The organism is Micromonospora sp. PTRAS2 (assembly GCF_054052245.1).
The window spans coordinates 862,094-875,759 of record NZ_JBSWBU010000003.1; the positions used below are offsets into that span (position 1 = coordinate 862,094).

General features: G+C 72.1%; 13 protein-coding genes. 5 read left to right on the forward strand and 8 right to left on the reverse strand.

The features are described 5' to 3' along the window. The first annotated feature begins 106 nt into the window (after positions 1-106). From ACVMYR_RS14795 to leuA, 3 genes are all read left to right on the forward strand, one after another. Positions 107-1,006, forward strand: coding sequence for a hypothetical protein (locus tag ACVMYR_RS14795; RefSeq protein ID WP_457122023.1), 900 nt, complete (start codon positions 107-109; stop codon positions 1,004-1,006). 84 nt (positions 1,007-1,090) lie between these two features. Next, positions 1,091-1,666, forward strand: a complete 576-nt coding sequence (locus ACVMYR_RS14800; RefSeq protein ID WP_457122024.1) for a nitroreductase family protein — start codon at positions 1,091-1,093, stop codon at positions 1,664-1,666. A 398-nt stretch (positions 1,667-2,064) separates the two neighbouring features. Further along, complete coding sequence (gene leuA, locus ACVMYR_RS14805) at positions 2,065-3,825, forward strand: 2-isopropylmalate synthase (protein ID WP_457122025.1); 1,761 nt, start codon at positions 2,065-2,067, stop codon at positions 3,823-3,825. 69 nt (positions 3,826-3,894) lie between these two features. Here leuA and ACVMYR_RS14810 read toward each other — a convergent pair whose 3' ends face one another. Further along, the gene (locus ACVMYR_RS14810) at positions 3,895-5,289 is read right to left on the reverse strand and encodes an MFS transporter (protein ID WP_396789692.1); all 1,395 of its coding nucleotides are present in this window, start codon (positions 5,287-5,289) and stop codon (positions 3,895-3,897) included. 148 nt (positions 5,290-5,437) lie between these two features. Here ACVMYR_RS14810 and ACVMYR_RS14815 point away from each other — a divergent pair, with 148 nt between their 5' ends. Next, the gene (locus ACVMYR_RS14815; RefSeq protein WP_077937959.1) at positions 5,438-6,097 is read left to right on the forward strand and encodes an HNH endonuclease family protein; all 660 of its coding nucleotides are present in this window, start codon (positions 5,438-5,440) and stop codon (positions 6,095-6,097) included. Further along, complete coding sequence (locus ACVMYR_RS14820) at positions 6,079-6,411, forward strand: hypothetical protein (RefSeq protein WP_077937958.1); 333 nt, start codon at positions 6,079-6,081, stop codon at positions 6,409-6,411. The genes ACVMYR_RS14815 and ACVMYR_RS14820 overlap by 19 nt, the downstream gene beginning before the upstream one ends. 101 nt (positions 6,412-6,512) lie before the next feature. Here ACVMYR_RS14820 and ACVMYR_RS14825 read toward each other — a convergent pair whose 3' ends face one another. The 7 genes from ACVMYR_RS14825 to ACVMYR_RS14855 form a co-directional block, all read right to left on the reverse strand. After that, positions 6,513-7,616, reverse strand: coding sequence for an ABC transporter ATP-binding protein (locus tag ACVMYR_RS14825; RefSeq protein WP_457122026.1), 1,104 nt, complete (start codon positions 7,614-7,616; stop codon positions 6,513-6,515). Then, a complete protein-coding gene (locus ACVMYR_RS14830; protein WP_457122027.1) occupies positions 7,613-8,689 on the reverse strand; it encodes an ABC transporter ATP-binding protein in 1,077 nt (358 codons plus the stop codon). The genes ACVMYR_RS14825 and ACVMYR_RS14830 overlap by 4 nt, the downstream gene beginning before the upstream one ends. Before the next feature lie 69 nt (positions 8,690-8,758). Beyond that, positions 8,759-9,721, reverse strand: coding sequence for an ABC transporter permease (locus ACVMYR_RS14835; protein WP_077937956.1), 963 nt, complete (start codon positions 9,719-9,721; stop codon positions 8,759-8,761). Next, positions 9,718-10,722, reverse strand: a complete 1,005-nt coding sequence (locus tag ACVMYR_RS14840; protein WP_043964889.1) for an ABC transporter permease — start codon at positions 10,720-10,722, stop codon at positions 9,718-9,720. The genes ACVMYR_RS14835 and ACVMYR_RS14840 overlap by 4 nt, the downstream gene beginning before the upstream one ends. 78 nt (positions 10,723-10,800) lie before the next feature. Further along, positions 10,801-12,465 (reverse strand): ABC transporter substrate-binding protein, encoded by a 1,665-nt coding sequence (locus tag ACVMYR_RS14845; RefSeq protein ID WP_077937955.1) that lies wholly within the window; start codon positions 12,463-12,465, stop codon positions 10,801-10,803. Between the two features lie 236 nt (positions 12,466-12,701). Further along, positions 12,702-13,295 (reverse strand): recombination mediator RecR, encoded by a 594-nt coding sequence (gene recR / locus ACVMYR_RS14850; protein ID WP_043964885.1) that lies wholly within the window; start codon positions 13,293-13,295, stop codon positions 12,702-12,704. A gap of 14 nt (positions 13,296-13,309) precedes the next feature. Continuing rightward, a complete protein-coding gene (locus ACVMYR_RS14855) occupies positions 13,310-13,618 on the reverse strand; it encodes a YbaB/EbfC family nucleoid-associated protein (RefSeq protein ID WP_043964883.1) in 309 nt (102 codons plus the stop codon). Positions 13,619-13,666: the final 48 nt, after the last annotated feature.

Here is a 13,666-nt window from a genome sequence, read left to right on the forward strand (position 1 = left end):
GCTGGCCGGGCCGTGCCCTCACCAGCCCGCCAGGGGGTACGCGACACGCCCGCGCATCGGCGTCGGCGGGGTCCCGGGCGCGGCCCGCGCACCGCAGAATGACCCGGTGCACGCCCACCTCCGCGCGGCCCGGCGTCCGACCGGCGTCCCCACGCCCACCCCGCCGGCCCCACACCGCACCGGCATCCCCGCGCCCGTCCCGCCGGCCCGGCGGCTGACCGGCGTCGCGGCGCTCGCCGTCCTGCCGGCCCTGCTCGCCGCCTGCGCCGACGATCCGGCCCCCGCGCCGGCCCCGCCGACGCCCACCGACCCCGCGCCCGCCGCCGCCGACGCCGCCCGCGACGAGTTGGCCGCCCTGGCCGCGGCGGCCCAGGACCGGAGCTTCACCGCCCGCTACACCCTGGCCGACGGCACCGGTTCCGACCACTCGATCGTGGTGACCAGCGCCGCCGACGGCACCTGGCGGGTGGACGTGCCGGGCGGGGCGCTGGGCGGCACGGCGGACGTGTCGCTCGCCGCCACGGCCGACGGGCTCTACCAGTGCGGCCTGCCGTCGGCGGGCCGGCCGGAGCCGGCGAGCTGCGTACGCCTCGGCGACCCGACGGACGCCGTCCCGCACCGGCTGGACCCCCGGGTGCAGCACCCGTTCACCGACTGGCTGGAGGTGCTCACCGACCGGCGGGCCCCGCTCGCGGTCTCCCCGGCCCGGCCGCCGCAGGGGGCGAGCGGGTCCTGCTACTCGGTCGACACCACCTCGGCCTCGCTGAACGCCCCGCTGGACGTCGGCATCTACTGCTACGCCCCGGACGGCACCCCGACGGCGGTGCGGACCACCGGCGGCACGCTCGTCCTGGCCGGGCCGGCCGGCCCGGGGCCCGCGACGGTGCAGCTGGCCGGCCCGGTCACCGACGGCGAGCCGCTCGGCGTCGCCGCGCCGGAGCCCACGGCGGAGTCCTCGGCGGAGTCCCCGCCGGAGCCGGCTCCGTCTGGCACGGCAACGCCCTGACCGGCCGTCCGTTACGGGTGGCTCCGGCCACATTCACCCGACCCGCATTACGGGGCAAAAAGTCCGATACGGGATGCTTCATCCATGGCTGACCTGACCCCGCTGCTCGCGTTCCGCTGGAGTCCCCGGGCGTTCGACCCCGCCGCCACGCTGACCGCCGACGAGGCCGCCTCGCTGCTGGAGGCGGCCCGCTGGGCACCCTCCGCAGGCAACGGTCAGCCGTGGCGGTTCGCCCTCGGCCACCGGGACGACGAGACCTGGAAACGCATCCTGGTCAACCTCCCCTCCGACGACCAGCCGTGGGCCCGGCACGCCGCCGCCCTGCTGCTCGGCGCCCACCTCACCGCCGGCACCGCGGCGAGCGGCACCACCGTGACCGGCGTCGCCCGCGACGCCGGCACCGGCGCGGCGTACGACCTGGGGCAGGCGGTGGCCCACCTGACCGTGCAGGCCACCGCGCTCGGGCTCTACGTGCGCCAGATCGCCGGCTTCGACCACACCGGGCTCGCCGCCGACCTGGACCTGCCGGCCGGCGTCCGCCCGCTGGTGGTGGCGGCGGTGGGCCGGCTCGGCGACCCGTCCAGCCTGCCCACCGCGCTGCGGGCACAGGAGGTCGGCCTGCGCCGCCGCCGGCCCCTGGCCGACCTGCTGCTGCGCTGAGCGTCGACGATTGCCGGCCCGAGCTGGGCCGAGCGTGACGCCAGGCTGGGACGGGACCCGGCCACCCAGCGTCCGGTGGCACCGCGTCCGAGCTGCCGGAATATCCGCCGGTTGCGACTCCCGTCTCAATCTGCGGACCGGCCTTCCCACCCCCCGTCCCATCACGTAGGGTCACTCTGTCATGTGGCGGGCGTACCTTCTCCTTGGTCGCCGCGACGAGGCCTGACCGGCCGGCACCTCGTCGCGGAGTCGAAGCGCGCCGTCCAGCAGATCCGAACCTCCCGTCGGCGCCCCGCGCCGGCCCCGGCACCGTCGCCGCACCGGCCCAGCCGCCGCTGCCGCACCGTCGCCGGCCTTCCGATTGCTGACGCCACCTGACTCAGGGGGAACACTCCGCCATGGCTCAACCCGCCACCACCTCCGACACCGACGCTGATCCCTTCGCCCGGCAGCGCCCCAGCCGGATGCCGCACCACCGCTACCAGCCCTACCAGCAGCAGTTCCGGATCGACCTGCCCGACCGCACCTGGCCGACGCGGCACGTCGAGGCCGCGCCCCGCTGGTGCGCCGTGGACCTGCGCGACGGCAACCAGGCCCTGATCGACCCGATGTCCCCCGAGCGCAAGCGCCGGATGTTCCAGCTGCTGGTGCAGATGGGCTACAAGGAGATCGAGGTCGGCTTCCCGTCGGCCAGCCAGACCGACTACGACTTCGTCCGGCAGCTCATCGAGCAGGACCTGATCCCCGACGACGTGACCATCCAGGTGCTCACCCAGTGCCGGGAGCACCTGATCGAGCGGACGTTCGAGTCGCTGCGCGGCGCGAAGCGGGCGATCGTGCACTTCTACAACTCGACCTCCACGCTCCAGCGTCGGGTGGTCTTCGGCCTGGACCGGGACGGCATCACCGACATCGCCACCAGCGGCGCGCGGCTCTGCCAGAAGTACGCGGAGATCCACACCCCCGACACGGAGATCTACTACGAATACTCTCCGGAGTCGTACACGGGCACCGAGCTGGAGTACGCGCTCCAGGTCTGCTCGGCGGTGATCGAGGTGATCGACCCGACCCCGGACCGCAAGCTGATCATCAACCTGCCGGCGACCGTCGAGATGGCCACCCCCAACGTGTACGCCGACTCGATCGAGTGGATGCACCGCCGCCTGCCCCGCCGCGACAGCCTGGTGCTGAGCCTGCACCCGCACAACGACCGGGGCACCGGCGTGGCCGCCGCCGAGCTGGGCCTGCTGGCCGGCGCGGACCGGATCGAGGGCTGCCTGTTCGGCAACGGCGAGCGCACCGGCAACGTCGACCTGGTGACGCTGGGGCTCAACCTGTTCTCCCAGGGCATCGACCCGATGATCGACTTCTCGAACATCGACGAGGTCAAGCGGGCCGTCGAGTACTGCAACCAGCTGCCGGTGCACGAGCGCCACCCGTACGCGGGCGACCTGGTCTACACCGCCTTCTCCGGCTCCCACCAGGACGCCATCAAGAAGGGCTTCGACGCCCTGCACGCCGACGCGGCGGCGGCCGGGGTGCCGGTCGACGACTTCGCCTGGGCCGTGCCCTACCTGCCGGTCGACCCGAAGGACCTGGGCCGCACCTACGAGGCGGTCATCCGGGTCAACTCGCAGTCCGGCAAGGGCGGCGTCGCGTACATCATGAAGAGCGAGCACCAGCTCGACCTGCCCCGCCGCCTGCAGATCGAGTTCTCCGGCGTGGTCCAGCAGGTCACCGACCACGGCGGCGGCGAGGTCGACCCCGGCACCATGTGGGACATCTTCGCCGGGCACTACCTGGTCGACCACCAGAGCGACCCGGCGCTGACGCTGGCCGGCTACGCCATCGGCACCGTCGACGGCAAGGTCGAGATCGAGGCCCGGGTCGGCGTCGGCGGGTCGGACACCCGGTCGCTGACCGCCGTCGGCAACGGCCCCATCGACGCGTACGTCAACGCGCTGGAGTCGGTGGGCGTGGCGGTACGGGTGCTCGACTACCACGAGCACGCGCTCTCCTCCGGCGGCGACGCACAGGCCGCCGCGTACGTCGAGTGCGAGGTGGACGGTCGCACGGTGTGGGGCGTCGGGGTGGACGCGAACATCGTCACCGCCTCCGTGAAGGCGGTCACCAGCGCCGTCAACCGCGCCCGCGCCTGAGGTGCAAGGAAGGGCCCCCTGTTAACGCATTCTGCATAGCAGGGGGCCCTTCCTAACGAGCGCTGCCGCTCACCTGGGGCGGTGGATCAGCAGGCCGGCCATCGCCGCGCCCGCCAGCAGCCCGCCCGCGCACCAGAGCATCGCCCCCCGGAACGCGTCGGTCAGCGCCGCCGCCTGCTCGTACCCGGTGCCGCTCAGCCCGACCAGCAGCGGCAGCGCGGCCACCGCGAGCAGGCCGCCGGCCCGCGACGCGGCGTTGTTGAACCCGCTGGCCACCCCGGCGAACCGGTCCGCCACGGCGGCCAGCACCGAGGCGGTCAGCGGGGCCACCACGAGGGTGAGGCCGAGGCCGAAGAGGGTCACCCCGGGCAGCACGTCCGTCCAGTACGACGCGCCCGGGGACACCCCGCGCAACAGCAGCAGGCCGAGCGCGGCCACGACCGGCCCGATCGTCAGCGGCAGCCGGGGCCCGATCCGGGCCGACAGCGCGCCGGCCCGCGACGAGCCGACCAGCAGCAGCACCGTCATCGGCACGGTGGCCAGGCCGGTGAGCATGGCCGACCAGCCGACGACGTTCTGCAGGTAGACGGAGAGAAAGAAGGTGAACCCGCCGAGGGCCGCGTACACCACCACCGTGAAGACGTTCAGCACCGAGAAGAGCCGGCTGCCGAACAGGCCGGTGGGCAGCATCGCGGTGTCGCCCCGGCGGCGTTCCACCAGCACGAACGCCACGGCGGCGAGCACGCCGACCAGCACCGACGCCAGCACCGGCAGCGAGGTCACCCCGCGGGCCGGTGCGTCGATCAGGGCGTACGTCACGCCACCGAGGCCGAGCGCGCCGAGCAGCGCGCCGGCCACGTCGAACCGCCGCCGGCCCGATCCGGTACGCGAGGCGTCGACGTCGCGGCTCTCGGGTGCCCAGCGCAGCGCGGCGAGCACCACCGGCACGGCCAGCGGCAGGTTGATGAAGAAGATCCACCGCCAGGACAGGGCGTCGATCAGCCAGCCGCCGACGAACGGGCCGAGCGCGGTGGAGACCCCGGCCAGCCCGGACCAGGTGCCGATGGCCCGGCCCCGGTCGTCCGGGTGGAAGCTGGACTGGAGCACCGACAGCGAGCCGGGGGTGAGCAGCGCGCCGCCGGCGCCCTGGAGGAAGCGGGCCGCGATCAGCCAGCCGGTGCCCTGGGCCAGGCCGCACAGCGCGGAGGCGACGGCGAACCAGACCACCCCGAGGAGGAAGACGCGCCGCCGCCCGAAGCGGTCGCCCAGCGCGCCGCCGAGCAGCACGAACGCGGCCAGCATCAACAGGTAGCCGTTGACGGTCCACTGGAGACCGGCCACGGTGGCGCCGAGGTCCGCACCGAGGCGGGGCAGTGCGACGTTGACCACCGTGCTGTCCAGGAAGACCATGCCGGAGGCGAGGATGGCGGCGAGCAGGGTGCCCCGGCCGGCGGGGGTGCCCATCCGGAGCGCGGGGGCGTGGGGCGGTGTGGGTGCGGTCACGGGTACCAGTGTTCCTCCGGCCGATTTGCCGGACGCCACGAATCATGGAAACGGTGCCGGGGTACTGTGCGCAATCGCCGGGAGCCCGCAAGCTGGAGAGGTGTCGTCTGTGCGTACCAGATCAGGACGTCGCGCGGCCGTGGTCGCCGCGCTCGCCGTGGCGCTGGCCGTCGCGACCGCCGGCTGCGAGGTGGTCGACGAGCCGGAGGCCGCGCCCAGCGGCGGCGGGGGCAACGTCGGGCAGATGCTCGACCAGCTCACCGTGGCGAGCGCCGCGTCGATGAAGGGTTACAGCCGCAGCCGCTTCCCGCACTGGCGGGACACCGGCAAGAACTGCGACGTACGCGACAGCGTGCTGAAGCGGGACGGCAAGGACATCCGGTTCTCCGGCTGCAACGTGGTCGCGGGCCGCTGGGAGAGCGTGTACGACGGGCGGACGTTCACCGACCCCTCCGACGTGGACATCGACCACACCGTCCCGCTGGCCAACGCGTGGCGCTCGGGTGCCGACGAGTGGGACGACGCCAAGCGGGGCGACTTCGCCAACGATCTCACGCGACCGCAGCTCATCGCCGTTTCGGCGTCCTCCAACCGGTCCAAGGGTGACCAGGATCCGTCGCAGTGGAAGCCGGCGAACCGGTCGTACTGGTGCCAGTACGCCGAGGACTGGGTGACGGTGAAGCACCACTGGCGGCTGACGGTGACCAGTGCCGAGAAGGCCGCCCTGTCCGACATGTTGGGGGGCTGCACATGGGCGAGCAAGCCGTGACGGGCGAGGCCGGGGCGGCACCGGCACCGGGGCAGGCCCCGGACGCGGGCGCTACCGGGGGCGAAGCGTCGAGCCGTACGGCCGACATCGTGCCCGGCCCCGGCGGCGTGATGACCGACGAGGTCGGCGTGGTGACCGGCGAGCTGACCCTGCGCACCGAGTACGCCGACGGCCAGGTCGCCCTGCGCGTGCAGTACCGGGAGGCCGACGAGTGGTACGCCGTCACCGGCGGGCGGGCCCCGCTGGCCGATCCGGCCGGGCTGGACGCTGTGCACACGATCGCCGTCGGCCTGCTCCACCGCCCGGAGGGCTGACCGCCCGCCGAGCTGAACGCCCGGAGGGCAGACCGGCCACAGGTGTTAACAGGGGCCCCCTGCTATGCAGAATGCGTTAACAGGGGGCCCTTCCTTGCACCTCAGACGTAGGAGCCGGGTTCCGTGGGGGCCGAGACGACCGCCGGGTCCTCGCCCTCGCCCTCGGGCCGCACGATCTGGGCGCTCACCTTGTGCGGGCGCAGCTCGCCGGTGGCGATCCGCTCCGCGAAGTGGCAGGCGACCCGGCTGCCGCCGATCTCCCGCAGCGCCGGCCGCTCGTCGGCGCAGCGGGTCGGCTGGGCCCACGGGCAGCGGGTGTGGAAGCGGCAGCCCGACGGCGGGTTGGCCGGCGAGGGCAGGTCACCGGCGAGCAGGATGCGTTCCCGCCGGTCCTCGACGTCCGGGTCCGGCACGGGCACGGCCGACATGAGCGCCCGCGTGTACGGGTGCAGCGGCTCGCTGTAGAGCCGGTCGCTCGGCGCCTCCTCGACCAGCGCGCCCAGGTACATGACGCCGACGACGTCGGAGATGTGCTTGACCACGGCCAGGTCGTGCGCGATCACCAGGTACGTCAGGCCCAGGTTGTCCTGGAGTTCGTCGAGCAGGTTCACCACCTGGGCCTGGATGGAGACGTCCAGGGCGGAGACGGGCTCGTCGGCGACGATCAGCTCGGGGCCGAGCACGAGGGCCCGGGCGATGCCGATGCGCTGCCGCTGGCCGCCGGAGAACTCGTGCGGGTAGCGGGACAGCGCCCACCGGGGCAGCCCGACGGCGTCGAGGGTCTCGCCGATGATCCGCCGCCGGTCGTCGCGGTCGGTGCCGATGCCGTGGGTCTGCAACCCCTCGGTGAGGATCGACTCGACGTTCTGCCGGGGGTCGAGGCTCGACATCGGGTCCTGGAAGATCATCTGCATCCGGCGGCGGATGGTGCGCAGCTTCCCCGCCGCGAGGGTGGTCAGCTCGACGCCGTCGAAGCGGACCTCGCCGCCGGTGGGCGGGGTGAGCTGGAGCAGCGCCCGGCCGAGGGTGGACTTGCCGCAGCCGGACTCGCCGACCAGCCCGTACGTCTTGCCGCGCGGGATGCTCAGGTCGACGCCGTCGACGGCCTTGACGTGGCCGACGACCCGGTCGAGGATCAGCCCCCGCTTGATCGGGAAGTGCACCTTCAGGTCGCGCACCTCGACGAGGATGTCGCTCTCGGTCACGGCTTCTCCTCCTCGCGCGGTGCGGGCACCGGGCCGCCGGTCGCGTCGGTGGCGGGGGTCGGCGCGCCGGCACCGGTCGCCGCCGGGGGCAGCGTGCCGGGGACCGGGGCGGGGTTGACGCACCGGTAGCTGCGGCCGTCGTAGGTGAGCGTCAGCTCCGGCGGCTCCCCCACGCACTCGTCGACGCGGCGCGCGCAGCGCGGGGCGAAGGCGCAGCCGTCCGGCCAGGCCAGCACGTCCCGGACCGAGCCGGGGATGGGGTTGAGCCGTTCGCCGCGCCCGGCGTCCAGGCGCGGCACCGAGCCGAGCAACCCCACGGTGTACGGGTGCCGCGGCTCGCGGAACAGCGGGCGGCGGCGGGCCGTCTCCACCACCCGGCCGGCGTACAGCACGTTGATCGTGTCGCACATGCCGGCGACCACCCCCAGGTCGTGGGTGATCATCACGAGCGCGGTGCCGGAGTCCCGGACCAGTTCCTTGAGCAGCTCCAGGATCTGCGCCTGGATGGTGACGTCGAGCGCGGTGGTCGGCTCGTCGGCGATGAGCAGCCGGGGCTGGCAGGCCACCGCCATGGCGATCAGGGCCCGCTGCCGCATGCCGCCGGAGAGCTGGTGCGGGTATTCCTTGAGCCGGCGGCGCGGGTCGGGGATGCCGACCCGGTCGAGCAGGTCGGCGGCCTCCTTCTGGGCCGCCTCCCCCTTCATCCCCCGGTGCCGGGTGAGCACCTCGGTCACCTGGAGCCCGATCGGGATCACCGGGTTCAGCGAGGAGAGCGGATCCTGGAAGATCATCGCGACGTCCCGGCCCCGGATGTCGCGCCGGGACCGGTCGTCGAGCCGGAGCAGGTCCGTGCCGTCGAAGACGGCCCTGCCGCCGACCCGCAGGCCGGGCTGCCTGGGCAGCAAACCCATGATCGCCAGCGACGTGACGCTCTTGCCGCAGCCGGACTCGCCGACGAGGCCGACCACCTCGCCCGCGTCGACGGAGAAGGAGACCCCGTCGACGGCGTGCACGGTGCGCTGACCGCGCCGGGCGAAGGTGACGGAGAGGTCGTCCACTTCGAGCAGTGCCATTATCGGCCTTCCGTTTGCGACTGCGGGGCCCGCAAGCTCACTCCTCGCGCTGCACACACGACAGCCGACCTACTTCCGCAGCTTCGGGTCGAGGGCCTCGCGCATCGCCTCGCCGAGCAGGGTGAAGCCGAGCGCGGTGACGATGATGGCGAGGGCGGGCAGGATGGCGAGCCGGGGCGCGGCGTCGAGGTAGCGCTGCGCGTCGGCGAGCATCACGCCCCACTCGGGGATGGACGCGTCGTTGTTGCCCAGGCCGAGGAACGACAGCGCCGCGGCCTCGATGATCGCGGTGGCCAGGGTCAGCGTCGCCTGGACGATGACGGGGGCGAGCGAGTTCGGCACCACGTGGGTCAGGGCGATCTTCGGCTTCCGCACGCCCAGCGACGTCGCGGCGAGCACGTAGTCGCTGTTCGACTGGGAGATCATCGACCCGCGCAGCAGCCGGGCGAAGACCGGCACGGAGACCACGCCGACCGCGATCATGACGGTGGTGAGGCCGGCGCCGAGCAGCGCGGCGATGCTGATGGCCAGCAGCAGGCTCGGCATGGCCAGCAGCATGTCGACGAAGCGCATGAGGGTGTTGTCGACGGCCCGGCCCCACTTGCCGCCGAGGCCGGCGCTGGCCCCGGCGATGCCGCCGATGAGCGACCCGACGGCCAGGCCGATCAGCGTGGAGACCACGCCGACGAGCAGGGTCTGCCGGGCACCGACGATCATGCGGCTGAACTCGTCGCGGCCGATGTGGTCGACGCCGAACCAGTTGTCGGCCCGGGGGCCCGGGAAGTAGCCGATGTTGTCCCGGATCTCGCCCTTCCACAGCTGGGCGTCGGCCGGGTAGGGGACGAGGAACGGGCCGACGATGGCGATCAGCAGGAACAGGGCCAGGATGACCGCGCCGACGATCGCGGCCGGGTTGCGCCGCAGCCGGCGGAACGCCTCCCGCCAGAGGCTCACGCCGCGCTCGTCGTCCCGGGCGGCCAGCTCGGCGAGCCGGTCGATCTTCTCGCGCTTCTTGCCGGGGCTGATCGTCATCGCACCCTCACCCTCGGGTCGATCACGCTGTAGGAGAGGTCCACGAGGAGGTTCACCAGCACGTACACCACCGCGATGATCAGGATGAAGCCCATCAGCACGGGGTAGTCGCGCTGGCTGATCGCCTCGGCGACGAACGCCCCGATGCCGCTGAAGGCGAAGACGGTCTCCGTCAGCACCGCGCCGGAGAGCAGCCCGCCGGTGAGCAGGCCGATCGAGGTGACCACGGGGAGCATGGCGTTGCGCAGCACGTGCCGGCGGCGGACCGTCGACTCGGTGAGGCCCTTGGCCTCGGCGGTGCGGACGAAGTCCTCGTTGAGCACCTCCAGCACGCTGGCCCGGGTGATCCGGACGATGATCGCCAGGGGGATGCTCGCCAGCGCGAGGCCCGGCAGCACCAGGTGCCAGAGCGCGTCGGCGGCGGCGTCCCACTCCCGGGTCATCAGCCCGTCGAGGACGAAGAAGTTGGTGATCCGGGTCGCGCCGAGGGTCGGGTCCTGCCGGCCGCTGGACGGGAACCAGCCGAGGTTCTCCGAGAAGAGGGCCTTGAGCACGTACGCGAGGAAGAACACCGGGATGCAGATGCCGATCAGCGAGCCGCCGACCGACAGGTGGTCGAACAGCCGGCCCCGGCGGCGGGCGGCCAGGTAGCCCAGCGGGATGCCGATGCCGATGGCGATGATCATGGCCATCACGGTCAGCTCGACGGTGCCGGGGAACCGCTCGAAGAACTCGGTGACGACCGGGCGCTTGGTGGAGGTCGAGGTGCCCAGGTCCAGTTTGATCAGTCGCCGGACGAACCGGCCGTACTGGATCAGGATCGGCTCGTCGAGGCCGAGGTTGCGGCGGATGGCGGCGCGCATCTCCGGGGTGCCGCGCTCGCCGAGGATGGCGGTCTCGGGGCCGCCGGGCAGCCGCCGGAGCCAGATGAACAACAGGAGGGAGAGCCCGAACAGCGTCGGTATCAGCTGGAGCAGGCGTCTGACGATGAACCGGAACACGGCGGCCTCGAAAGGGGTACGGAGGGCTGCGGGCGGGCGCCGTGGGTAACGGCGCCCGCCCGTGGTCCTTGCGTCAGGTCAGGACTTGAACTCGCCGGTCGAGAACCGCTCGTCGGTGAGCGGGCTCGCCTTGATCCCGGTCACGTCCTTGCCGAACACGATCGCCGGCGGCGAGTGCGAGATCGGCACACCCGGCAGCAGGTCCATGATCGCCTTGTTGAGGGCCTTGTACTTCTCCACCCGGGCCGCCTGGTCGGCGGTGGTGTCCGCGTCCTTGAACTGGGCGAAGAGCTGGGCGTTGTTGAAGCCCCACTCGTCCTTCGGCCGGTCGAAGAACGTGCCGATGAAGTTGTAGGCGTCGCCGTAGTCACCGGTCCAGCCGAGGAAGTGCAGGTCGTGCTTGCTGCCGGAGGTGGTGGCGTTCAGGTAGTCGGGGCTCCACTTCAGCGGGATGGCCTCGACGTTGATGCCGACCGCCTTGAGGTCCGCCGAGAGCAGCTCGAAGATGTCCTTCGGGTTCGGCATGTACGGCCGGGTGACCTCGGTCGGGTAGTGGAACTTCAGCGTCAGGTTCGACGCGCCGGCCTCGGCCAGCAGCGCCTTGGCCTTCTCCGGGTTGTAGTCGTACTTGGTGACGTCGCCGTTGAAGCCCTCGACGGTGTCGGGCATGAAGTTCAGCGCGACCTTTGCGCCCGGGGGCAGCTTCGAGTCGACCAGCGCCTGCCGGTTGAGCGCGTACGCGATCGCCTGCCGGACCTTGAGGTCGGCGAGCTTCGGGTTCCCCTTCTGGTTGATGGCCAGGTAGAGGACGTTGAACGCCGGGCGGGTGAGGACGTTGAAGCCCTCGGTCTTCAGCGGCTCGACGTCGGCCGGGCCGACCAGGTCGTACCCCTGGATGTCGCCGGAGCGCAGCGCCTGCTTGCGCGCGTTCTCGTCGGAGATGGTCTTGAAGATCAGGGTCTTCAGCTTGGCCTTGGTGCCGTAGTAGTCGTCGTTGCGCTCGATGGTGAGCGTCTTGTTGGCGACGTCCCAGGACTTGAACTTGAACGGGCCGGTGCCGGTCGGGTGCTCCGTCGCGTACGACGGGTACTTGATGTCCTCGGCGGTGCCGCCGACGTTGCTGGCGTCGTACTGCTGGAGCGCCTTCGGGCTGTGGATCGAGAACGAGGGCAGCATCAGCGCGGCCGGGATCTTGCTGGAGACCCGGGTGAACGCCAGGTCCACGGTGGTGGCGTCCTTGGCGGTGCAGGACTTGAAGAGGCTCGGCGGCAGCTCCGGGTCCTCGTTCTTGGCGAAGCCGCCCATGACGTCCTGCCAGTACGCGGTCACGTCGGGGCTCTGCATGAGACCCTTCGCGTTGTACCAGCGGTCGAAGTTGGCGCAGACGGCCTCGGCGTTGAAGTCGGTGCCGTCGTGGAACTTCACGCCGGAACGCAGCTTGAACGTCCACGTGGTGCCGGCGGCGTCCGGGGTCCAGGACTCGGCCAGCCCCGGGGTGACCTTGGTGCCACCCTCCTCCGGCCGGACCAGCGTCTCGAAGACCTGGCGCGCCACGCGCAGCGACTCGCCGTCGCTGGCGAAGCTGGGGTCGAGGACCTTCGGGTCGCCGGCCACGCCGAAGACCATGGTGTCCTTCTTGCTACCGCCGGAGTTGTCATCGCGGTTGCTCTCGGCGCAGCCTGCTACCGCGAGGGCCGCGACCGCGACGGCCGCGACAGCGACCTTCGGCCTGGGTGCACGCATGGGTGCTTCACCTCGTCCTTGGGGGTACGGACAACGTGGTGACAGGGGTCACCGATGGCCGTGACCTTAGCTCCCGTTCGGACCGGCCCGAAACTGGCAGGGCAAGGGTTGGTATCGGATCGTGTCCCAGGCGCGAGACGACCGAAGAATCTACGGCCAAAAGCGAGTTTCGCCGAACGATCCGAAACCACGATGCCAAACTGTTACGTCGCCCCTGCCCCTGAGGGCACCTGCTGTCAGACCGCCCGGCGCCCCTCGAACGCGCGGCCGAGGGTGATCTCGTCGGCGTACTCCAGGTCGCCGCCCACCGGCAGGCCGCTGGCCAGCCGGGTCACCGAGATGCCCATCGGCTTGACCATCAGCGCCAGGTACGTCGCCGTCGCCTCGCCCTCGGTGTTCGGGTCGGTGGCCAGGATCAGCTCCCGCACCGCGCCGCCGCCCAGCCGGGTCATCAGCTCGCGGATGCGCAGGTTGTCCGGCCCGATCCCCTCCAGCGGATTGATCGCCCCGCCGAGCACGTGGTAGCGGCCCCGGAACTCGCCCGTGCGCTCGATCGCCACGACATCCTTGGGCTCCTCGACCACGCAGAGCACCTCGTCGCTGCGGCGCGGGTCACGGCAGATCCGGCACTGCTCGGACTCGGCCACGTTGTAGCAGGTGGTGCAGAAGCGCACCAGGTCCTTGACCTTGCGCAGCGCGCCGGCCAGCCGGTTGATGTCGGCCGGATCGGCCGACAGGACGTGGAAGGCGATCCGCTGTGCGCTCTTCGGGCCCACGCCCGGCAGTCGCCCCAGCTCGTCGATCAGGTCCTGGATGGCACCTTCGTACATCTGCGTCGGCCGGCTCAGAAGCCGGGCAGGCCGAGGCCGCCCATCCCGCCCGCGACCGGGCCCATCTTCTGCTCCGTCAGCGCCCGGGCGGCCTCGGCGGCGTTGTGCAACGCGGCGACCACCAGGTCCTCCAGCGTCTCCACGTCCTCCGGGTCGACCGCCTTCGGGTCGATCTTGATGCTCTTCACGTCGCCGGAGCCGGAGACCGTCACGGCGACCAGGCCGCCCCCGGCGGTGCCGGTCAGCTCGGCCTCGGCAAGCTCGGCCTGGGCCTTGGCGATCTGCTGCTGCATCTTCTGCGCCTGCTTCAGCATCTGCTGCATGTTCGGCTGTCCACCTGGGCGCACGGATGGCTCCTTCTCGCACTCGTC